This is a genomic window from Psychrobacter sp. Sarcosine-3u-12, from assembly GCF_002836005.1.
GTDB classification, from domain to species: Bacteria; Pseudomonadota; Gammaproteobacteria; order Pseudomonadales; family Moraxellaceae; genus Psychrobacter; species Psychrobacter okhotskensis.
Map to the genome: position 1 here is coordinate 1 of NZ_PJBY01000085.1, position 24,016 is coordinate 24,016.

The following is a 24,016-nucleotide window of genomic DNA, read 5'->3' on the forward strand; positions in this document are numbered from 1 at the left end:
CTATAAAAAAACCTCGCCCACTATCTATTGGTAGTTGGCGAGGTTTTTTATTATATGTATTTAGTGTTTGGCTTCTTACGCTATTTAGAGAGTTGTTCTATTAAAACTTCCTGCTGTTAGCAGCCTATGGTATTAAAAGCTTTTGATTAATAACACGGTCGCAGATTTTTCATCACGGTCATCATAATAGGCAAAGTTACTAGAAGTGGTATCGTAATCAAACACCAATCTTGGGGTCAGTCCAAGCACAGTAAAGTCACGCTTCCATACCTGCAATCCTAATGAGGTGGTTTTATCCTTTCTTTTTGAGCCAAGCTCCCCGCCTACAGCGTTATAGTAACCTTTCCATGCGCCACTGCCAGCTGGATAGGCATCTGCAGGGTCTTCATACTCTTTTATCCCATATCCGACTGTCGCTAGTGTTGAGATGCCTTGCTTCCATTCACGGCCCCAACCCGCATTGACTGAGTTACGATCATAGCTAATAATGCTAGATTTGGGCACATCATTTTGATAATTACCAAGACCACCGTAGAAGTACTCTTTGGCATCTTTGATATAAAACGCATTTAACCCGAGAAACTGACCATCTGTCTCACGGTTCTGATTGTCATCATCTTCAAATGTTTCGTTGGACAAAATACCTGTGGCCGTCAATTTTAATTTTGGCTTTACCCAGCGAGAGCCACTGACGGTGATGCCTTTACGTAAACTATAATCTTCTTCATCGTAATATCGTTTCGTCACAAACGGCGTAAGTGAGACATCATTTTTGGCATCATCATAACCAACGCCAGCAGAAGCCGTTAATAGATAATCGTTATAATCCGTCTCATCCCAGTAGCCTTTTAATGAGGCATTACCACCTACGGTTGCATAAAAGTTCTCTGGTAAATTAAAGCGCTTATTGGCACTACCAGACACCTGAATACCATTGGCTGATTTTTGCTCAATCGAGCGCCCCAAGTCTGATTGAATGGATTTCGAGGGTGCATCATTGATATTACTATCTCTGACATAGCTGGCAGAGGCATTAAACTGCCATTTTTCTGACCTATTTATTTGAGATAAAGAATTTTGAACTCTGGCCATGACAGGTGCTGGTAGCTCAACTGATTGCAGCTTTAAAAACTGCTCTTTTGCGGCAGCATACTGCTTATCTGCTTGCATGGCGATGGCCATGTTTAGACGTACTGGATGGAAGTCAGGGTCTGCCGCTAGCATGTCACGATAGATTTCAATCGCTTGTTTGTTTTTGGCTTCACTGCGATATATCAATGCATCAGCGAATTGAATCAGCATTGGATCATTGGTTTCAAGTGCTTTGTAGTGTGGCAGTAATTCTTTAACAGTGACCATATCCTGCGCAGCTAATGCATCATTGAGATACTTGCTGAACGCTGCTGGATTGGCTTTTAGCGCCTCTAGATTATAGGCAGTTGCAGCGGCAAGTTGTTGGCGGCTTCTGATAGCACGCTGTGCCTCTGTATCAGAGACAGCTGTAGAAGGAGCTGTAGGATTTGATACAGCTGTTTGGTTTTCGCGCTTAAGCAGTTCATCTGCTTGGTTAAGCTCTGGCTCTATATCTTCAAACTCAGGCTCTGCCGCCATGGCTGGTAAAGAAAAAGCCATCATTGATAGTAAAATAGAAGCCGTGAGAGGTTTGCACATATATTGATTATTCATGGGTATCCTTACCTAAGTACGATCATTAATTTTCCAAACTTAATCATCCTAAGGGATTTTGATAATTTAAGCGAGAAAAAAAGCGCCCTAGGACGCTTTTTCGTTTGTGTTATACAGTCATATTACCTTATTGCTTTTCGGCGCCAAAGGTACCTTGGAAGGTCGTTCCTGTACCTGGAGTAGTACCAGTTCCTGGCACAGCGCTATCACCATCCAGTCTGGCTTCTTGATAGATGCCTCCTAAGAATTTAGCATCATCACCATAGAAACCACCTGATGTCGCAATATTATTCTTTCTACCAGCGAAGGTATTACCATCGATAGTAGCATCTATACCAATATTTTTATTGATACCAGCAAAAGTCAGCTCACCTGTCAAAGAGTCATTAACGAAATCTACATTGAATGTGGATGTACCGTTGACTACTGGGTTTTTGATAGCGCCCGAGCCTAAATGAATATTATCCATATAGGTGGCAACACCAGCATACTGAACATTACCATCAGTTGGCATATTTTCGGTGGCATGACCTATTGCATAGACATTGGTATAACGTGATTTGACACCACTACCAATACCACTTTCTTTAACGAGATCACCATAAACATGACCTATCTGCATCTGTGTGCCAAAACTCTTGTACACAGAGTCGTAATTATATTTTAAATCAATGTCACCAATGATAGATCCTACGTTTTTGAAAGTAGCAACATTCTTATCCTTAGACTTCATGAAACCGCTATCCGCGTCAAAGGCGACGTCACTATTTCTAACGGTTGTAATCGTAGCTGTTTGCTTGAACTTGTTAGGTTTAACGATATCAAGACGGGCTTCAAACTTATCATAGCTTGGTAAATTATCTACAGCACTATCTTCAACTATGGTCGGTGTCGTGCCTTCACCTTCACCCGTTGTAGTAGTAAAGGTTTGATTGTCCGTAACAAACTGACGATAACCAATTGCGTCATCGGTACCTAAGCCTGATACGCTACTAATGGTATTGCTCATAACACCTGTTATAGCTTTAGGTTCTGGTACTGGCTCGGCGTTTGGGTCCGCCTTAGTGGCACCATAAGTACCTTTACCATCAGCAACTTGATATACACCGCCTAATAGCTTGGCATCTTCACCATAGAAGCCCCCTTTAGTATCGACACCATTCCAACTGCCTGCAAAGGTATTACCGCTGATTTCGGCTTTAATCTTTTTCTCGCTAACATTAGAACCATCAAATGATAACGTTCCATCGACTTGGCTATCAACGAAGTCAACTTTAAACTCCGAAGTCCCTATGATTGGGTCATGACCAATGATTTCCTCTTTACTATTACCGATGTAGCTAGCCACACCTTTATAGTTCACTTTACCATCATTGATTTTGTTATCAATATTGTACTGTGAGAGAGTTTTCATGTACTGCATGTCATCGATATTTGTACTATTACCCTGTACATATACGTTCGATAGCTTAGATAGTTGGATTAAATTGGCTGGGCCTTTAAGGTCTCCATATACATGACCAATCTGCATCTGATCATCAAAGTTCTTATAAGTTGACGTATAATTTAATTTATTATTAAATACACCGCCAATTTTCTTAAGTTCGCTCTTTTTGAAACTACCTTCATAATCTTCGTCAGATGCGTTTCTCAATTCTAAATTTATAGAGTTTTTAAAGTCTCTTGAACCTGTTTCATTCAAAAGCGCAGTGTACGTATCATAGCTAGTAGAAGTATTTGCACTTATACCACTATTATCATGATCTGCAATACTGTTTTGGAAACCAGTTACTGTTGCATTGACTGGAGCCTTTGGATTATTAGGAGCTGGTGGTAGCTGCTGCGCGGCTTCAAGAGCATCTTCTGCTGCTTTCGCTCTAGCCTCAGCATCTAATTTCGCCGTTTCAGCCTCATCAGCGCGTTTTTTAGCCTCTGCCGCCTGCGCTTTAGCATCAGCCGCTTGTTGATTGGCTTCTGTGACTTTCTTGTCGGCTTCCGCTTTAGCGTCACCAACCGCTTTGTCGGCCGCCGCTTTGGCTTTTAGGGCAGCGTCTTCTGCAGCAGCTTGAGCTTGTTCAGCAGCAAGGCGTGCGGTCTCTGCGGTGGCAGCCGCTGCTAGAGCAGCCGCTTCGGCGGCTTCTGCCGCTTCCGCTCTTGCTAAGGCGGCAGCAAGACCACCGTCTCCTGTATCCGCATTGGCCAAGGCTTCTTCTGCTTTTGCTAAGGCTTCTTGGGCTTTAACGGCATCCGCTTGAGCTTTGTCAGCAGCCGCTTTGGCAGCAGCGGCTTGAGCGTTGGCGCTGTCTTTGTCAGCATTGGCTTTGGCGGCATCCGCTTGTGCTTTGGCAGCGGCCTGCTCTGCGGCGGTTTGCTTGTCGCTCTTCGCGCCATAGGTACCTTGGGCATCATTACCAGCGTAAACCCCGCCTAGGTATTGAGCGTCGCCACCAAAGAAGCCACCTTCAGTGCTGTAACCAGCATTGTCAGCGGCCGATCCTGAGAATTGGTTACCATTAATACCGGCGGTTAAACCAATCTTACCGGCGTTGGCAAAGCTTAAGTCGCCTTTTACGTTTTTAGCCACGAAGTCGGCCGTAAAGACGGATTTGCCAAACTCGATGTCATTACCAATGCCAAGCTTGCGGTAAGTGGCATCCCCTGTGTAGCCAACCTTACCTTCTGTTGGCATATTGGCCGCTTGGGTGGCATTACCGATGACGGCGACACCATTGACAGGTAGGGTTTTGTTTAATAGGGTGACTTCAGCAGAGCCGTCAATGTGGCCGATGCGCATGTCATCGCCAAAGTCTTTATAGGTTGAGGTGTAGGTTAAAGGCAGTGTTTGACCAATGGCGGCAACCACAATGTTGGTGTTATCTTCATGGGCTTTAAAGCCATTAGCCACTTCAGTGTCGCCTTCACCTGAGAGGGTGATTGGGACCAGTGGTAGTAAGCCTGCTGTGCCATCTGGGTTCTGTGAGGCAATATCAGCACGAGCGTCCACGGCAGAGCCGTCTTCATTGACGGTAAAGTCGCGGGTGGTGGTGTTAAACAATCCAAGTGAGCCGGCGTTAATGTTTAAGGATTGAACTCCCGATTTCTTCGCTTCAGGGGCGTTCTTAATCTGCGAGGCTGCTAAGGCGTCTTTGGCGGCTTGCGCGGCTTGGTTGGCGGCTGCTATTTGAGCTTCTGCGGCAGCTGTCGCGGCAGCTTGCGCTTGCTCGGCGGCGCTAATTTGGGCGTTAGCCGCATCAAGGGCTGCTTTGCGACGATCCACTTCGGCTTGTAAGGCGGCGGTGTTGCCATTGCCTGATGCTAGAGCATCCGCTAGATCTTTCTCTGCTTTAGCTAGGGCAGCTTGTGCGGTGAGTAATTCATCTTTGGCTTTGTCCGCTTCTGCTTGGGCAGTCGCCGCTTTTTGTTTCTCAAGCTCGGCTTGGGCTTTGGCATCTATTGCCTGTTGATTGGCAGTGTCAGCTTTAGCGTTGGCAGCTGCAATGGCAGTTTCAGCATCCGCTTTGGCTTTTATGGCTTCCGCTTTGGCTTTATCTTCTGCCGCTTTAGCGGTGGCCGCGTCGGCTTCTGCTTTAGCCGCCTGCGCTTTAGCATCAGCCGCTTGTTGATTGGCTTCTGTGACTTTCTTGTCGGCTTCCGCTTTAGCGTCACCAACCGCTTTGTCGGCCGCCGCTTTGGCTTTTAGGGCAGCGTCTTCTGCAGCAGCTTGAGCTTGTTCAGCAGCAAGGCGTGCGGTCTCTGCGGTGGCAGCCGCTGCTAGAGCAGCCGCTTCGGCGGCTTCTGCCGCTTCCGCTCTTGCTAAGGCGGCAGCAAGACCACCGTCTCCTGTATCCGCATTGGCCAAGGCTTCTTCTGCTTTTGCTAAGGCTTCTTGGGCTTTAACGGCATCCGCTTGAGCTTTGTCAGCAGCCGCTTTGGCAGCAGCGGCTTGAGCGTTGGCGCTGTCTTTGTCAGCATTGGCTTTGGCGGCATCCGCTTGTGCTTTGGCAGCGGCCTGCTCTGCGGCGGTTTGCTTGTCGCTCTTCGCGCCATAGGTACCTTGGGCATCATTACCAGCGTAAACCCCGCCTAGGTATTGAGCGTCGCCACCAAAGAAGCCACCTTCAGTGCTGTAACCAGCATTGTCAGCGGCCGATCCTGAGAATTGGTTACCATTAATACCGGCGGTTAAACCAATCTTACCGGCGTTGGCAAAGCTTAAGTCGCCTTTTACGTTTTTAGCCACGAAGTCGGCCGTAAAGACGGATTTGCCAAACTCGATGTCATTACCAATGCCAAGCTTGCGGTAAGTGGCATCCCCTGTGTAGCCAACCTTACCTTCTGTTGGCATATTGGCCGCTTGGGTGGCATTACCGATGACGGCGACACCATTGACAGGTAGGGTTTTGTTTAATAGGGTGACTTCAGCAGAGCCGTCAATGTGGCCGATGCGCATGTCATCGCCAAAGTCTTTATAGGTTGAGGTGTAGGTTAAAGGCAGTGTTTGACCAATGGCGGCAACCACAATGTTGGTGTTATCTTCATGGGCTTTAAAGCCATTAGCCACTTCAGTGTCGCCTTCACCTGAGAGGGTGATTGGGACCAGTGGTAGTAAGCCTGCTGTGCCATCTGGGTTCTGTGAGGCAATATCAGCACGAGCGTCCACGGCAGAGCCGTCTTCATTGACGGTAAAGTCGCGGGTGGTGGTGTTAAACAATCCAAGTGAGCCGGCGTTAATGTTTAAGGATTGAACTCCCGATTTCTTCGCTTCAGGGGCGTTCTTAATCTGCGAGGCTGCTAAGGCGTCTTTGGCGGCTTGCGCGGCTTGGTTGGCGGCTGCTATTTGAGCTTCTGCGGCAGCTGTCGCGGCAGCTTGCGCTTGCTCGGCGGCGCTAATTTGGGCGTTAGCCGCATCAAGGGCTGCTTTGCGACGATCCACTTCGGCTTGAAGGGCTTCTGGATTACCTCCACTTGCCAACGCTTCTTCTAGGTCTTTCTCAGCTTTAGCAAGTGCTGCTTCGGCAGCTACTAAGTCCGCTTTAGCTTTTTCGGCTAACTGTTTAGAATCTGCTGCTTCTTTGTTTGCTTTTACTGCTTCATCCTTAGCCTTTAATGCCTCTACTTTTGCTTCTTCAGCTTTGGCATTAGCTGCTGCAATCGCGGTCTCAGCATCAGCTTTGGCTTTGTCTGCTTCAGCTTTGGCTTTTATCTCTGCCGCTTCAGCCGCAGTAGCACGTGCTTCAGCATCAGCCGCTTGAGCTTTTGCATCAGCCGCTTGTTTATTGGCCTCTTCTACTTTCTTGTCTGCTTCTACTTTAGCCTCACCAATGGCTTTGTCTGCTGCAGCTTGTGCTTTAATGGCAGCATCCTCTGCTGAAGCTTTAGCTGCTAAGGCAGCTTCTTTAGCAGCTATCGCTGTCGCTTCTGCAGTCTCTGCTGCTTCTGCTGCCGCTTCTGCTAATGCAGCACGTTCTAGTGCAGCCGCGAGCAGGTCTTCACCATTACCGGCGTTTGCTAAGTTCTCTTCTGCTCTTGCCAAGGCTTCTTGCGCTTTAATGGCATCAGCTTGGGCTTTGTCTGCGGCAGCTTTGGCAGCAGCAGCTTGTGCTTGAACACCAGCGATGGCTGCATTGGCTGCATCCGCATCCGCTTGTGCTTTCACAGCCGCTTTTTCTGCTGCGGTCTGCTTGTCACTCTTAGCACCATAGGTACCTTGAGCGCCATTACCTTCGTAAACACCGCCTAGGTACTGCGCGTCACCACCGAAGAATCCACCATCGGCGTTGTAACCATCTTTGCTACCTGAGAACTGGTTGCCTGCAATCGTGGCTTCTAATCCAATCTTCTTATCACTAAAGGTTAAATCACCTTTTAGGTTCTTGGCGACAAAGTCGGCAGTAAAGACTGAGGTGCCAAATTGAATGTCTTTGCCTAAACCAATCTTGCGATAGGTGGCATCACCTGTGTAGCCTACGATGCCATCTTTTGGCATGTTATCAGCTTCAGTCGCATTGCCGACGACGGCAACACCGTTAACAGGTAACAGTCCAGCAGCGGCGCCATCGATATGAGCCACTCTTAAGTCATCACCGAAATCTTTATACGTTGAGGTGTAGACGAGGTCTTGTTCACCCAGTGATGAAGTAACTACTTTGGTGGTGTTTTCAAATGACTTGAATCCGTTAGAGCCTGCTACTGCTGCATCATTGTCACCACTGACTTGAAGTGCTACAGGATCAGATACTAGGCCTCCAGAAGCAATATCTGCACGAGCTTGTACTTGTGTTGCATCGGTAATGCCAAAGTCACGAGTCGTGGTTGTCAGTGCGCCTTGGCCTAAACCTGAAGCGTCGATACTGACATGTTGAACTCCAGACTTAGCGGCTTCAGGTGCGTTCTTGATTTGAGCGGCAGCTAAGGCATCTTGCGCTGCTTGAGTGGCTTGCTGAGCGGCGGCGACTTGGGCCTCGGCTGCGGCAGTCGCTGCTGCTTGTGCTTGCTCGGCTGCTGTGGCTTTAGCGTTCGCCGCGTCAAGGGCGGCTTGGCGACGATCCACTTCTGCTTGAAGGGCTTCTGGATTACCTCCACTTGCCAACGCTTCTTCTAGGTCTTTCTCAGCTTTAGCAAGTGCTGCTTCGGCAGCTACTAAGTCCGCTTTAGCTTTTTCGGCTAACTGTTTAGAATCTGCTGCTTCTTTGTTTGCTTTTACTGCTTCATCCTTAGCCTTTAATGCCTCTACTTTTGCTTCTTCAGCTTGCTTTATCGCCTGTTCCTTTTGCGAAGCCTCTAAGTCTGCTCTATCAGCCTCTGATTTAGCAATCGCCTCCGCTTCTTCTACACGTTTTTGAGCAGTAGCGGCATCTGCGACCGCTTTGTCAGCGCGTGCCTGAGCAGCAATGGCTTCTTTTTTTGCAGCCCCAATTTGGCTTGCTGAGGCAGTTTTAACAGCCTCTATTTTTGCTGCAGCTTCTCTAGTGGCAGCAGCGGCAGCAGCGGCAGCGGCTTTTGCAGCTGCCTTTGTGGCAACAATTGCTTTCGCTTCCGCAGTTTTAAGTGCCTCTTGTGCAACTTTTGCTTCTTGTTCAGCAGCAGCAATTTGGCTATCTGATGCTTTCTCTATGGCTGCAATCTTCTTAGTAGCATCAGCTTTTGCATCAGCAACCGCTTTGTCTGCTGCTGCTGCTTTTGCTTCTGCTATCTTGGCTTTATCTTGAGCTTTCTTCGTTTCAGTTTCAGCTACTTTGTTTTTAGCTTGTGCTGCCTCTTTAGCAGCTGTCTCTGCTTTTAACGATTCTTGTATTTCTTGTGCTTTGGTCTCAGCTGCTGTTGCTCGAGTATCTGCTGCCTTTGCTTTTTCTTCCGCAGCTTTAACTTTTTCTACTGCTTCTGCCGCGACTTTTTTAGCAGCGTCTACATCTGCATTGGATGCTTTTGCGGCTGCTTCAATTTTGGCTACAGCTTCTGCTCTAGCGGCCTGTGCTGCGCCTTTGGCTTCTGCCGCTTCTGCTTTAGCAGCGGCAACCGCTTTAGAGGACTCTACATTAAATGTATCCTCAGCGATTTTAAGTGCATCTTGAGCAGTTTTCGCCGCTTTTTTAGCAGCATTTAGTTCTGATTTTGATGCCTTTTCTATAGCTTCAATTTTTTCTTGTGCTGTTTTTTTAGCCACGTCTAGTGCTTTGGTAGCTTCTGCTAATTTAGCTTGCGCAACTTTTGTCTGATCCTCTGCAATTGCCGCTTTAGCTTCTGCATCTTTGGCTCTAGCCTCTGCATCTTTAATAGCTGCTATATCGCCACTAGTTTCACCGCCACCAGTTTCTCCGCCAGCTTCATCACCACCAGTTTCTCCGCCAGTTCCACCGTCTTCTACCCCTGGTAAAACAGGAGTTGGTTTTGGAGTAGTAGAATTATCTCCTCCACTAGTTGCACATGAAGCTAGAATAACTGCTGTCAAAAGAACAACACTGGCTTTAAGCGGGGTATTTAATTTTTTAGCTGTCGATACAGCCGAGATTGAATGACGGTTAGGTGACATTCGACTTCCTCCATGAAGAGTTTATGATATTCCGTTAGGCACGACTTTTATCCAGTGCCGCGTATAGATAAACAAATTACATACAAAAAGTCAATTAATATAAACGAAATATTGTTCACCGTAACCTTTGGTTACTAATTAATATCTATTAAAGAGAATATTTATAGAATATTAGAAATTATGAGGAAGGCTCGCTGTATATACATGACTATTATTTCACTAATACTGCATGCCAAAAAATTCGAATCGACAATGACTGTCTATGAGAAAGTCATAAAGATAATTAAATAAATTATAGAAATAAGCTACGTTTCTACTAAAAATCTTAAATAAGGAAGTTATTTCTAGTCAAGACCTATGAAATCACATTAATTTAGAACCATTGGTCTATTTTTATAAAAGAAAACACTAAGAAAATTTGCTTGACTGTTAAAAAATCTATCCAAAACTATGTGATAACAAGGTTATATAGCATATGTGTGAGGTTATAGATTTTAAACAACTGACAACTCAATATAAATCACATGTATAGCATATTAAGAAACCAGCTTTATCTTGGATAGATATCGCCATAACAACAGTATAAATAACAAACTATAGTTTAATATAATATCCTAAGGAGATTTATCCTCTTGAAAAGATAATTTTATTAGATCAACATTAATCCATTAAGGAAACAGTTGTAAACTACAATAATAATATTTTTCTCTTTATTAATGGCAATAAAAAAAGCGCCCTAAGGCGCTTTTTCTTCATTAAAATAAGAAGTCTAAATATGTTCTATTAAGGCTTAGGTTGCTTTTCAGCGCCAAAGGTACCTTGGAAGGTTGTTCCAGTTCCTTGTGTAGTACCTGTACCTGCTACATCGCCAGGTTGGGCTTCTTGGTAGATACCGCCTAAGAAATTAGCATCCTCGCCATAAAAACCACCTGAGGTTTGAACGTTGTTAGCAGCGTTTGTACCAGCAAAGGTATTGCCTGTAATATCTGCATTGATATTAATTTCATTGCCAGCAGGCATATACTTATAGTCGCCATCTGCAAACGTCAACTTACCTTCAAGCTTACTGTTCACAAAGTCGACATCAAATTTAGAGGTGCCGTCTAAAACTGGATCTATAGCAGTACTGTCTAGCAGATGTATGTTTTCTGCATAGGTAGCAACACCAGCATACGCCACTTTACCATCATTGATACCATTATCAATGTTGTACTGTCCTAAGGTTTTCAGATAATCCATATCAGCCTGAGCAGTACCATTACCGGTTGCATAGACGTTTGCATAGCGTGATTTCACACCGCCAGCAAAACCTTCTTTACGAATATCACCATAAACATGACCGATCTGCATCTGTGAATTGAAGTTTTTGTAAACTGAATCATAGTCAACTTTTAGCTCAATCTTACCGATTGGTGAATTGGCATTTTGGATCGTTGCAACGTTTTGTGTAGCAGACTTCATAAAGCCGTTACTAGCTACAATATCGTCATCCCGAACTGTGGTTAAGTTCGTGGTTTCAGTAAACTGTTCTGGCTTAACAATGTCAAGACGTGCATCAAACTCATTGTAATCAGGGAAGTTATTGGTGCTCTCGTTTTCAACAATATCCGGTACAACTTCACCGTTATCATTTGTACTTGTGGTCGTGAAGTCTTGCTTATCGTTAACGAACTGACGGAAACCAATAGCATTAGTAGTGCCTAAACCTTCTTGACTACTCAAAGTGTTGCTCATAATTCCGGTGACATCAGCGTTAGCAACTACATCTGGATTGGCTGGAGGCTCTGGAACTTCAGGCTCTGGAACTTCAGGCTCAACTAGGTCAGCTGGAGTGCCATCTTTCTCTGCACCATACGTACCTTGTGACCCATTACCTTCATAGATACCACCGATATAATTAGCATCTTTGCCGTAGAAAGCACCTTCTGTATTGTAGCCATCGTTATCGGCTGCAGCACCAGAAAACTCATTGCCGTCAATACTTGCTGATAGACCGATTTCACCAGCTTTAGAGAATTTCAGCGTACCATCAACTTTGCTAGCGACGAAGTCAGCAGTAAACTCTGAGCTGCCATACTCAATGTCGTTACCCGCACCAAGTTGACGATTGGTGGCATCACCAGCATATTCAAACGTGCCGTCTGTAGGTAGCGTCTCTGTTTTATTGCCTGTCACCGCAACGCCATTTACTGGAAGTTCTGCATCACCAAGAGCAGCAACTGTAGCAGTACCATCGATATGACCGATGCGCATCTCTCCGTTATCACCAAAGTCTTTGTAAACCGACGTATAGTCTAATGGTAATACACCTAAGGCAGTAGGAATCTCAGTGCTGTCATCATGACTCATAAAGCCATTGGCAAGCTCAGTATCACCAGCTCCTGATGTGGTCACATTAACGATAGGTAATAAGCCGTTTGATGCAGTATCTGCTCGAGCATCAACGTTGTCTTCACCAATCGTAAAGTCACGCGTGGTAGTTTTGAATGCGTCTAGACCTGCAGCACTTGCATCAATATTTAGTGTTTGAGCACCTGATTGCTCCGCTTCGGCATCAGACTTGTATGCATCAGGATTATTTAGCGCATCTAGTTGATCTTGCAAATCTTGAGCTTTCTGTTCGGCTGCTGCTGCTGCTGTAGCTGCTGTAGCTGCTCTATCTTCTGCTGCTTGAGTAGCTGCTTTAGCTTGTTCTAAGTCTGCCTGAGCTTTTTCAGCATCAGCTATTGCTTTATCTGCCTGAGCTTGAGCTGCTGCTACATCTTCTTCTGCTGCTGACTCTGCTGCGGCAATTTTTTCGGCGGCCTCTTTTTCGGCGGCAGCAGCGGTAGCTTCAGCTGCAGTAGCGGTAGCTTCAGCTGCAGTAGCGGTAGCTTTGGCAGTCGCAGCTTCTTGTTGAGCAGCTTCAACGTTACTTTGTGCAGCGGCAATTTCTACTTGTGCTTGATCCTGTGCCGCTTTAACTTCTTCTTGTGCTTTTTCTGTGGCAGTTTTGATTGCTGCATCTGCATCCGCTTGGGCTTTTTCGGCGGCGGCTTCTGCTGCGGCAGCTCTATCTAATGCATCTTGGAGCGCTTGATCATCACCGCCAGTACCAGCGTTATCCGCTGCTTCTTGCGCTTTTTCAGCATCGGCTTTCGCTTTTACAGCATCCGCTTGGGCTTTGTCTGCAGCAGCTTGAGCTTCTGTGGCTTGTGCTTGAGCAGCGGCTAGGGTTTTTTCAGTAGCTTCTGCATTAGTTTTGGCTTCTTTAGCGGCTTGCTCAGCTTGTGTTTGTGCATCACTTTTCGCACCATAAGTACCTTGGGCGCCATTGCCTTCATAGATACCGCCTATGTACTGGCCATCGCCACCATAAAATCCACCGTCGGTGTTATATCCGGCATTGTCAGCAGCAGCACCTGAGAACTGGTTGCCATCAATAGCAGCGGTTAGGCCAATCTCACCGGCTTTGTCAAATGTCAGATCGCCTTTGACGTTTTGAGCGACAAAGTCGGCAGTAAATACTGATTTGCCAAATTCGATGTCATTACCGATACCTAGCTTGCGATAAGTGGCATCACCGGTATAACCAACTTTACCTTCTGTCGGCATATTGTCAGCTTGGGTGGCATTACCAACCACGGCAACGCCATTGACAGGAAGTTTCGTACCGCCAAGGGCAGCAACTGTAGCAGCACCATCAATGTGACCGATGCGCATGTCATCGCCAAAATCTTTATAAGTTGAGGTATAGGTTAATGGTAATACGCCTAGAGCGGTCTCAATCTCAGTGTTGTCTTCATGTGATTTAAACCCATTGGCAAGATCAGTATCGTTCGGGCCTGAGGTGGTCACATTAACGATAGGTAATAAGCCGTTTGATGCAGTATCTGCTCGAGCATCAACGTTGTCTTCACCAATCGTAAAGTCACGCGTGGTGGTTTTGAATGCGTCTAGACCTGCAGCACTTGCATCAATATTTAGTGACTGTACACCAGACTTAGCGGCTTCAGGGTCATTCTTAATCTGAGCGGCTGCTGCTGCCTCTTGTGCTGATTGTTGAGCCGCTTGGGCTGCATTTTCTTCAGCTGCAGCTTCGTCTTGTGCAGCTTCGGCTGCGGTTTGTGCAGCTTCAGCGTCCGCTTGTGCTTGTTCGGCCAATTTAGCTTTACGTTCTGCTTCTTTTTGCAGGGCTTCTGAACCACCGCCATTCGCTAAAGCCTCTTCTAACGCTTTTTCGGCGTCTTCTTTCGCTTTAATGGCATCTGCTTTGGCTTTTTCAGCTGCTGCAAGTTTTTCTTCTGATTTTTTAGCGGCTTCCGCTGCATCTTTCTGAGCTTGCGCTACACGTGCATCAGCGTCAGCTTTTGCTTTTTCAGCAGCCTCTTTAGCTTTTTCTTCTGCAGCTTTTGCTTTTTCTTCTGCAGCTTTAGCACGAGCTTCTGCCTCTTCTGCAGCTTTCTTAGCAGCAGCAGCTTCTTCTTTAGAAGCATTTTCAGCTTTCTCAGCATCTGCTTTTGCTTTTGCGGCATCAGCTTTCGCTTGTTCTGCAGCTTTCTTAGCAGCAGCGGCCTCTGCATTTGCTGCATCTACTAATTTCTTAGCAGCTGCCTCTGCATCCGCTTTTGCTTTATCTGCATCCGCTTTTGCTTTATCTGCGGCGGCTTCTGCTGCGGCGGCTCTATCTAATGCTTCTTGGAGCGCTTGATCATCACCGCCAGTACCTGCATTATCAGCAGCTTCTTGGGCTTTTTTGGCATCTGCTTTTGCTTTTTCGGCATTAGCTTTCGCTTGTTCTGCAGCAGCTTGAGCTTCTGCGGCTTGTGCTTGAGCAGCAGCTAATGCTTTTTCAGAATTTTGTGCTTGAGCAGCAGCTTCTTTAGCGGCTTGCTCAGCTGCTACTTGCTTATCACTGGTTGCACCATAAGTACCTTGGGCGCCATTGCCTTCGTAGATACCACCTATGTACTGGCCATCTCCACCGTAGAATCCACCATCGGTATTATAGCCGTCTTTACTACCTGAGAACTGATTACCATCAATATCTGCTTCTAAACCAATGTTCTTATCACTAAAGGTTAAGTCACCTTTGATGTTTTTAGCTACAAAGTCAGCGGTGAATACTGAGGTACCAAATTTAATATCTTTATCTTGACCAGTTTCACGATAAGTTGCGTCACCAGTGTAACCAACTTTACCTTCGGTTGGCATGTTGGCAGCTTGGGTAGCATTACCAACCACAGCAACACCGTTCACTGGTAACAAACCAGCAGCAGCACCATCAATATGAGCGACTCTTAAGTCATCGCCAAAATCTTTATATGTTGAGGTATAAACTAGATCGACTTCACCTAATGAAGAGCTATTAACTTTAGTCGTGTTTTCAAAAGATTTAAATCCATTAGAGCCTGCTACTTCAGAATCGTTATCACCACTGACTTTCAGTGCAACAGGATCGGAGACTAGGCCACCTGAAGCTTCATCTGCTCGCGCATCTACTTGTGTTTCATCCGTGATATCAAAATCACGAGTGGTAGTAGTAAGCATGCCTTGGCCTAATCCAGAAGCATCAATACTAATATGCTGTACACCAGATTTAGCGGCTTCAGGGTCATTTTTAATCTGAGCGGCTGTTACTGCATCTTGCGCAGCTTGTTGTGCAGCTTGGGCTGCATTTGCTTCGGCGGCGGCGGCGGTTTCGGCAGCTTCAGCAGCAGCTTCGGCAGCTTCTGCGTCCGCTTGTGCTTGTTCGGCCAATTTAGCTTTACGTTCTGCTTCTTTTTGTAGGGCTTCTGAACCACCACCATTAGCTAAGGCCTCTTCTAACGCTTTTTCGGCGTCTTCTTTCGCCTTAATAGCATCTGCTTTGGCTTTTTCAGCTGCTGCGGTGGCAGCTTCAGCATCTTCCTTAGCTTTGATAGCCGCGGCTGCTTTTTCTTCAGCTGCTTTTTCAGCGGCAGCTATTTGTTCAGCGGCCTCGGCTTTTGCTTTTTCAGCTTCTGCTTTAGCAGCTTCGGCTTCGGCTTTTGCTTCTGCTAGTTCTTTATCAGTTGCCCCACCATTTCCTGGTATTGGAGTGAAGACATCATCTAGATTATAAGAAGGGTCGTCAGTCGTATTACAGGCGGCCAAGATCATTGATGTCAAAAGCACAACACTGGCTTTTAGCGGGGTTTTGAATTTTTTAGCTGTCACTATAGCTGAGATTGAATGACGGTTAGGTGACATTCGTCTTCCTCCATGGATGATTGATAGATATTCCTTTATCTACTAATAATGAAATTAGTATTTAGGCAAGATATATAGATAACCAAATTTAGTTTATAAAGTCAATTTATAACAACTAACAATGGCTAATAAAGCATGACGCAAACGTTCATTTGTGAGACATCCAATATTTATATAAGTACTAATTTGTTACTTTACATAATAATAGTGCTTGATGAGGCTTATCCAACTAAATGGTCAGATAAGCTTTTTAAAGAGGTTGTTTAATGCAATATCATCGAATGATAGTTTACTGGCTTTGATAAGACAGCTTTACACCAGCGATGTAGCCATCATTATCTTCGGCTTTGCTAACGATACTGCCGTTAGGTAATTGTCCAGTAGCATCACCAAACTTAAGGTATTTGCCACCGACTGATACCGCCCATTCAGGTGTGACATTGTATTTAACACCGCCACCGACACTATAGAATCCTTCAATAGTACCCAATGAGCTGACAGGATCGCCTGCACCTGAATCATAACCAACAACTACTGAACCTGCCAGCTTTTCATTAAAACGTTTGGCTAAACCAACATCAACTTTCCATTGGTCTTTATCATAGGATAAAAGTGGCAAACCTTCAGGGTCAGCCGCCTTAGAATAAGCATTATAAAGCGGAGGTACGATAGTGAAATCGCTCCAAGGTACCCAGCGTACATCCAATGTACCTAAAAGCTGATACTTTTCACTCAGGCCAGTTTCAATATTTAGATTCACTGATTCAGGTGTGGTTACAGTAGCGTTGGTCGTTGCATATTCACCAATAGACTGACCTAGTTCAGAGTTTGGATCGATTCCTAGTTTACCTAATGCTACATCTTTCAAAGGTGATCCTAGTAATGGTACTCTTTCGCCTACTGGGGTTTCATGCTCAATTTCTGAGCGATAAGTGAGCGCTGCTTTTAGAGCAATTTCAGGTTTACTATAAGCCAAACCGGCTACCCAGCCATAGTCAGTGTCAGGGTTTACATTGGCATCATAGCCTGTCAAGGGGCCGTATGCTTGACCTCGCAGATGTACTTCTGCTTTCGCTTTCTGCATAACTGGACCACCATAAACTTGGAAGCCATTGGCCTTATAACCAATCAACCCTGTCCATGATTCTGTATGAACACTAACGTTAGTGTTTTTGTCATAGTCTGGATCTAATACTGAAGGGTTGATGACTTCATTAGGAACAGATATCCCTGACGATGAATCAGCAATGGTATCTTTGCCTGCTTGAGAGACAAAAGTATTATCTCCAGAATACTCTACTTCTGCACCAAACGGCTCATCATAAAATACGCCGACACTGATATTTTCAGTAATGTCAGTTTTTACCCCGTAACGCATAAAACTGTATGTATCTGGAGTCGCGTCACCAGTTGCCACACCTTTTTCGTATTCAGCCTCAGTCGCCGTAATGCCATTACGAATCTCTTCAGTTGAGGTGACGATAGCACCGGCATTGTCATGAGCAGAGACTTTTGTATCGATATAAGCGTAATCAACTTCGGCATAAGTACCAGGATTAAAGAAACCTTTGATATCTTGACCCGAACGATCAAGACCAGCTGCTTGCGTCAATGATGCAGCAGATAGGGTAAGTAGAGCGAGAGTGAGTTTAGAGATAGGGAACTTTTGAGACACTTGATATCCTCCATGAATAAAATAACTGGCAAAAAGCTTAATCACTGTAATACTTTTATCAGTAATTGAAACTTATGCTGTGCAATCCTTTGCCATACGACTTAACTATTGAATGTAACCATCGCTTACGCAATGTTACCTGTCATTGTTATCAGACATTACCACTATGTAAGACAACGTAACTGATTTCAGTATCATAATTAAAGTTTAACGCTATAGCAATACCCTTTTCCACTTTTTACAAAGATAGATTTATGTCAAGCAGATTTTGATCCTAATTAACGTGTCAAATATAAATAATAACCGTGCCAGTATACTAAACAGTCAAAGTGAAGTACGTTTATTCATTAATGAAAACGTAACGCATTGATAATTAATATTATTTTTTAATAATTTTCGTCAATAAAAAAAGCAGCCACAATGGGCTGCTTTTTATTCATTAAATCTAGTATTTTAAAAATAAGTACAAGTGTTCACTAATTATTTTGTGTCTTGGTAAGAAAGCTTCACACCAACGATGTACCCATCATTGTCATCGAAGTCGCCAACGATCTTGCCAGTTGGTAATCGACCTTGCGCATCACCAAACCATAAGTACTTACCACCGGCTGATACAGCCCACTCAGGAGTGACATTGTATTTGGCACCTAGACCTGCACTATAGTAACCTTCGATAGGTCCTAATGACGTCGTTGGATCACCAGCACCACTATCCCAGCCAACGGTACCACTGACAGCAAATGCTGGCGTTAGGCGTTTCGCCATACCCAACTCTACTTGCCATTGATCGTCGTCATAATCAACTAAGTTCAAACCATCAGGGCGTGAAACGGGATTTTTACTGACTTCATTATATAATGGTGGTGTAATTGAAAAATCACTCCAAGGTACCCAGCGTACTTTCGCAGTAGCTAAAGTCGTCGGATTGATACCAGTCTGAAAGTCAAAGTTTACTGATTTTGGCGTGGTGGTCTCAATAGTCCCGCTACGGCTTGTCGGAATATCACGACCAGTGCTTGCACCAATAATTGATGCTAAAGGATAACTTTCGAATATTTGTGATTTGTGATCAATTTCAGAGCGATAAGTCAAGGCAGCCTTTAAGGCAATTTCAGGCTTACTATAAGCCACACCTGCTATATAACCGTAATCTTGATCAGGGCTAATACGTGATGTATAACCAGTAGCGGGGCCATAGGCAAGACCTCGTAATTTTGTATCTGCTTGAATGCGTTGGGCGACTGGACCGCCATATATTTGGAAATTTTTCTTTTCACCAAGCTTCATACCAAGGATAGCAGTGACACTTTCGCTACGGACTTCCACTTTAGTATTTTCACCTGCAGTGCTAGCTTCACCAATACCTACTATCGCGCCATCGAGTCCTCCAGGCGTCGGTACTGCATCATTAGCAAACTCAGCAGCTGAATCTGCTGGATTGTTGTTTGCAACAAAATTGTTGTCACCTTTGTATTCAACAGCAGCACCAAAAGGTTCATCATATAAAATACCGACACTAAAAGTGTCATTGATATCCGCTTTTACGCCATAACGAAAAAAATCATAGGATTCAGCAATATCGCCCGTTTTATTACCACGCTCATAAGTATTGTCGAACGGATTGTTATTAGAGCTATCATATCCACTAACATCAGCATCAATATAAGTGTAAACAGCTTCGGCATACGTACCGTCTTGGAAGAAAGCAGTGACGTCTTGACCTGAACGATCTAGACCTGCAGCATGAGTAATGCTGGCTACAGAAATAGTAGCGACGGCTACCGCAAGGGTTTTTAAGTGAAAGGTAGTGCGCATTATATATCTCCAAACGTCCTCGTTGTTTAACCGTTATACAAATCTAAAATTGACCATAAAGCGTACAAATTTAAATCATATAAACGGTGTCCTAATTTCGATAGTAATGATTTTTTGACACTAAAACAACACTTAAAGTACTTTATTTCTATTTTATGACTGAACAGTATAGAATACCCTAAAATATTGTACTAAACACTTGTTTCCTTTAATAATTTTAGCTTTGATGTTTTGTTTTTTTACTAGACTAAAATCGTCTTTTCAGACTAAAATAGAACAGTTAAAATCGTACACTTATAACAGTCTACATATACCAATTTTGTACTATAGATAAAGCAAAAAAGCGACCCATTCAGGATCGCTTTTTTATCGTTGTTAAATTACCAAATAAATAGCCAAACTATATAATGCTCAGTTTGCTATTACTTCGCTTGATAAGATACTTTTACACCAAGTGCAAAACCGTCGTTGTCTTCAAACTTGCTGACAACTTGCTTAGTTGGGATTTGGCCTTCAGCATCACCGAACCACAGATATTTACCACCAGCAGACACTGCCCAGTTTTCAGTGATGTCATATTTACCACCTAGACCGACACTGTAATAGCCTTCAATTGGGCCAAGTGAAGTGACAGGATTACCTGCACCACTATCCCAACCAACCGTACCGCTAATTGCAAACTGTGGGGCTAGACGCTTAGCAAGACCTAACTCAACCTGCCACTGGTCTTCATCATAACTAACTAATGCCAAACCTTTATCGTCTTGTGTAGAAACTTTACTCACATCGTTGTATAACGAGGGTACGATAGCAAAGTCACTCCAAGGTACCCAGCGCACTTTAGCCGTTGCTAGTGTCGTTGGATTAATACCCGTTTGAAAATCAAAGTTGACTGATTCAGGTGTGGTAATTTCAATACTTTCGCTTCTAGTTGTTGAAAGACCCAATGCAGTTACAACAGGAGCTGGGATAAGACCAGAACCGACAACAGGATAAATTTCTGCTGATTGTGCATTATGTTCGATTTCTGAACGGTAGGTTAAGGCGGCTTTCAATGCAATTTCAGGCTTGCTGTAAGCAAAACCTGCAAGATAACCATAGTCCTGATCGGCACTAATGTGAGTGGTATAACCGTTAGCAGCACTATAAGCAGTACCACGTAATTTTACGTCAGCTTTTACACGTTGGGCTACTGGACCACCATAGACTTGAAAGCTTTTATTTTCGCCAAATTTTGCACCGATAATACCAGTAATGTTTTCAGTACGCACTTCTACATTGGTACCTTCACCATTTGCATCTATAAAATTGTTGTCGCCGCTATAATCAGCAGCAGCACCGAAAGGCTCGTCGTATAAGATACCAACACTGAATGTATCATTGATATCTGCTTTTACGCCATAACGAAAAAAGTCATAATCTTCTGCGATGTCATCAATTTTATTGCCTGATGAATCCTTGCCACTCACATCGGCATCGATATAAGTATAAACGGTTTCGGCATAGGTTCCATCTTGTAAGAATGCGGTGATATCCTGACCTGAACGATCAAGACCAGCAGCACTAGCGACGCTAGCAACAGAAAGAGCAGCAACAGCTACCGTAAGGGTTTTTAGGTGAAAAGTGGCCCGCATTGTGTATCTCCAAACATCCGCATTGTTTTACCGCCATACCGAGGGATTGATAAGTAGGCAGCAGCTAAGGGGAAGGATACTAATGGCTTTTTCACCTTAAGACAACTGTAAAAATACATTATTACCGAATTATGACTAGACAGTCATCGACTAGTAACTGTATCTAAAAATGTGGATATAATTTTAGCTTGAAATATACAGATATAATTAGTGGCCTTTAAAGGCTCATAGGTATTTAATAATGAGGTGGTCTATCAGCCATCACATCAAACGGCGCAATCCCCCCTTCAGTATCTTGGCTTTCAACTTGTTTATATATAAGCTGCAGCTGACGTTGCAGGGTCTGGATATGCTTATCTTGCCGAGCGACTACTTCATCGAGCCGCTCTACCGTCAGCTCCAAATGAGACATATTCATCTGTAATTCGATCACTTGAGCATGTAGCTCGCTTTGGTCGGCAGATGTATCGCCTTGAGAGTCGAGTAACGGTTTCGTTGGTGGTACAGATTGATCCATATTTTTCTCTAAGTGATTGTATTTATGTGAGGTGTTTGAAGGAATATATATTAGTGATTGATGACCGTTAAATAGTAGCCGTTAAATAGCGATAACATTGACAGCCTATTTGCTATTGATAGAAGCGAAAAATAGTGCTGATAAAGCATTTACTCGCACTACAGTCAGGTGGTGGCATGTTATACTGCTGCCAATTTTGCAACAACCCCTACCTCACTATTATATAAGCTTAAGATATTTTATGGCACTGATACATCTAAAAGATATTCACCTCGCATTTGGCGTCGCTCCCGTCCTCGATGGTATTGATTTTGCAATCGATGCTGGCGAGCGCGTGTGTTTGATTGGTCGCAATGGCGAAGGCAAATCCACGCTGTTTAAGTTAATCAATGGCTCGTTGCAGCCTGACAGCGGTGAGATTATTACCAACAGTAGTATGCGTGTCGCTATGCTAGAACAAGACGTCCCCGAAACCAGTGGCCGTATATTAGATATCGTCATGGGTGGTAGCCGTCGCACCGCGGATCTGCTGATTGACTATAATAAGCAGGTCGATATGTGTGCCGATGGCGATATGGATGCTTGTGAGCATATGGCGAACTTGCAGCATGATATCGATGCAGTACATGGCTGGGATCTAGAGCGTGATGCCACGCGACTGATTACGACCATGGGACTTGATCCAGAAGATGATTTATCGTCGCTATCTGGTGGTCGTAAGCGCCGTGTGCTACTCGCGCGCTCACTGGTTACCAAGCCTGATGTCTTGCTACTAGATGAGCCGACCAACCATTTGGACGTCGAAAGTATCGAATGGCTAGAGCGCTTCTTGTTAGATTGGCAAGGATTGACCTTGTTATTCGTGACCCATGATAGAGCATTCGTCAATAAGCTCGCGACGCGTATTGTTGAGCTTGACCGTGGTCAGCTGACAAGCTATGACGTCACTCAAGGTGCTAAAGGTTATGCACGCTATCAAGAACTAAAAGAGCTACAGTTACTCGCTGAAGAAAAAAACAATGCCAACTTTGATAAAAAACTGGCCCAAGAAGAAGTTTGGATTCGCCAAGGCATCAAAGCCCGTCGCACCCGTAACGAAGGCCGTGTACGTGAGCTAAAAGCACTGCGTGAAGAGCGTAGCGGTCGCCGTGAGCAAGTCGGTAACGTTAACATCACTATGGGTGAAGGCGAAAAAAGTGGCAAGCTGGTTTGTAAGGTTAAAAACTTGCATCTGGAATATGATGGCAACGTACTGGTTGATAACTTTAGTACCATGATTATGCGTGGTGACAAGATTGGTATCGTTGGTCCCAACGGTGCTGGTAAAACCACGTTGATTAAAGCCCTACTCGATATGTCTGACGATGAAGTGACCAAAACAGGTAGCGTTGAGCTAGGCACTAACCTAAAAATCGCCTTCTTCGATCAGCTACGTGATCAGTTAGATCTAGAAGCCAGTGTCGCGCAAAACGTCTCTGAAGGTTCTGACTTCGTCGAAGTGGGTGGCCGCAAAACTCACATCATGAGCTACTTACAAGACTTCTTGTTTGCCCCAGAGCGTGCACGTACGCCAGTCAAAGCATTGTCGGGTGGTGAGCGTAACCGCGTCCTACTTGCCAAGCAGTTGCTAAAGCCTGCCAATATTTTGGTACTTGATGAGCCAACCAACGACTTGGATATGGCCACCCTTGAGCTCTTAGAAGAATCGGTCAGCAGCTTTAACGGTACTATCTTGCTGATTAGCCATGACCGCTCGTTCATGGACAATGTCGTCACCTCTACCTGGGTGTTCGATACTGATGAAGAAGGCAAAGGCATCGTCAAAGAGTACGTCGGTGGTTATCAAGAGTATCTGGTACAAAAAAACCGTGAAGAAGCCACACGTGCTGCTAGGTCGCCAAATAACAGTGCCACGAACAATAAACCTGCTAATAAGCCTACTCAAGCTGCCAAACCCAATACAGCTGCTAAAAAGCTCAACTATAATGAACAACGTGAGTTGGACAATTTGCCAAAAGAGATTGCGGCGCTTGAAGCTGAACAAAATGCGCTACAAGAAAAATTGGCTGATGGCTCGTGGTTCACAAAAGACTTCGATGCAGCAACAGCCGCTAGTGAGCGTTTACTAGCGATTGAAGATGAGATAATGAGCAAGCTTGAGCGTTGGAGTACACTTGAAGGCTAATGTGAATCGCTAAAGCCTACCTTTAATAGATGCTTTAATAAACACACGCAATGGATAGAGAGATTAAATTTTCATTGTGACGTTGGTCTTTAAGGGAACAAAAATTATCATCATGCTATTACATGCTATTAATAGTGTGGTGATAATTGCTTTACGACTACTTACATAGAGATTAGGGACTGAAAGTTAGTGAACATTACCTCAATTTCAAGTATCATTCGCTATTGTTGAATACCCTTATTAATTATAAGGTCATCACACTGAC

8 protein-coding genes are annotated in these 24,016 nt (G+C 44.6%); 1 reads left to right on the plus strand and 7 read right to left on the minus strand.

All coding sequences use genetic code 11. The annotated features are described in order from the left end of the window. Positions 1 to 132: 132 nt before the first annotated feature. The 7 genes from CXF65_RS05355 to CXF65_RS05385 all read right to left on the minus strand — a co-directional run bounded on the left by CXF65_RS05355 (position 133) and on the right by CXF65_RS05385 (position 21,566). On the minus strand, positions 133 to 1,686 hold the full coding sequence (locus CXF65_RS05355) for a surface lipoprotein assembly modifier (protein WP_101211305.1): 1,554 nt from the start codon (positions 1,684 to 1,686) through the stop codon (positions 133 to 135). A 127-nt stretch (positions 1,687 to 1,813) separates the two neighbouring features. Beyond that, on the minus strand, positions 1,814 to 9,715 hold the full coding sequence (locus tag CXF65_RS05360; RefSeq protein ID WP_101211306.1) for a transferrin-binding protein-like solute binding protein: 7,902 nt from the start codon (positions 9,713 to 9,715) through the stop codon (positions 1,814 to 1,816). A gap of 783 nt (positions 9,716 to 10,498) precedes the next feature. Next, the gene (locus CXF65_RS05365) at positions 10,499 to 15,925 is read right to left on the minus strand and encodes a transferrin-binding protein-like solute binding protein (RefSeq protein ID WP_101211307.1); all 5,427 of its coding nucleotides are present in this window, start codon (positions 15,923 to 15,925) and stop codon (positions 10,499 to 10,501) included. A 289-nt stretch (positions 15,926 to 16,214) separates the two neighbouring features. Further along, positions 16,215 to 17,600, minus strand: coding sequence for a hypothetical protein (locus tag CXF65_RS05370; protein WP_101211308.1), 1,386 nt, complete (start codon positions 17,598 to 17,600; stop codon positions 16,215 to 16,217). 480 nt (positions 17,601 to 18,080) lie between these two features. After that, complete coding sequence (locus CXF65_RS05375) at positions 18,081 to 19,415, minus strand: outer membrane protein transport protein (protein ID WP_101211309.1); 1,335 nt, start codon at positions 19,413 to 19,415, stop codon at positions 18,081 to 18,083. Positions 19,416 to 19,837: 422 nt separating this feature from the next. Continuing rightward, entirely contained in the window at positions 19,838 to 21,049 is a 1,212-nt protein-coding gene (locus tag CXF65_RS05380) for an OmpP1/FadL family transporter (RefSeq protein WP_025651396.1), read from the minus strand. Positions 21,050 to 21,284: 235 nt separating this feature from the next. After that, positions 21,285 to 21,566 (minus strand): SlyX family protein, encoded by a 282-nt coding sequence (locus CXF65_RS05385; RefSeq protein ID WP_025651397.1) that lies wholly within the window; start codon positions 21,564 to 21,566, stop codon positions 21,285 to 21,287. A 241-nt stretch (positions 21,567 to 21,807) separates the two neighbouring features. Here CXF65_RS05385 and CXF65_RS05390 point away from each other — a divergent pair, with 241 nt between their 5' ends. Next, complete coding sequence (locus CXF65_RS05390; RefSeq protein ID WP_101211310.1) at positions 21,808 to 23,751, plus strand: ATP-binding cassette domain-containing protein; 1,944 nt, start codon at positions 21,808 to 21,810, stop codon at positions 23,749 to 23,751. Positions 23,752 to 24,016: the final 265 nt, after the last annotated feature.

Excerpts from the sequence above, each read along its gene's own strand:
- CXF65_RS05355 (WP_101211305.1), bottom strand. The coding sequence starts at position 1,686 with ATGAATAATCAATATATGTGCAAACCTCTCACGGCTTCTATTTTACTA.
- CXF65_RS05360 (WP_101211306.1), bottom strand. The coding sequence starts at position 9,715 with ATGTCACCTAACCGTCATTCAATCTCGGCTGTATCGACAGCTAAAAAA.
- CXF65_RS05365 (WP_101211307.1), bottom strand. The coding sequence starts at position 15,925 with ATGTCACCTAACCGTCATTCAATCTCAGCTATAGTGACAGCTAAAAAA.
- CXF65_RS05375 (WP_101211309.1), bottom strand. The coding sequence starts at position 19,415 with ATGCGCACTACCTTTCACTTAAAAACCCTTGCGGTAGCCGTCGCTACT.
- CXF65_RS05380 (WP_025651396.1), bottom strand. The coding sequence starts at position 21,049 with ATGCGGGCCACTTTTCACCTAAAAACCCTTACGGTAGCTGTTGCTGCT.
- CXF65_RS05385 (WP_025651397.1), bottom strand. The coding sequence starts at position 21,566 with ATGGATCAATCTGTACCACCAACGAAACCGTTACTCGACTCTCAAGGC.
- CXF65_RS05390 (WP_101211310.1), top strand. The coding sequence starts at position 21,808 with ATGGCACTGATACATCTAAAAGATATTCACCTCGCATTTGGCGTCGCT.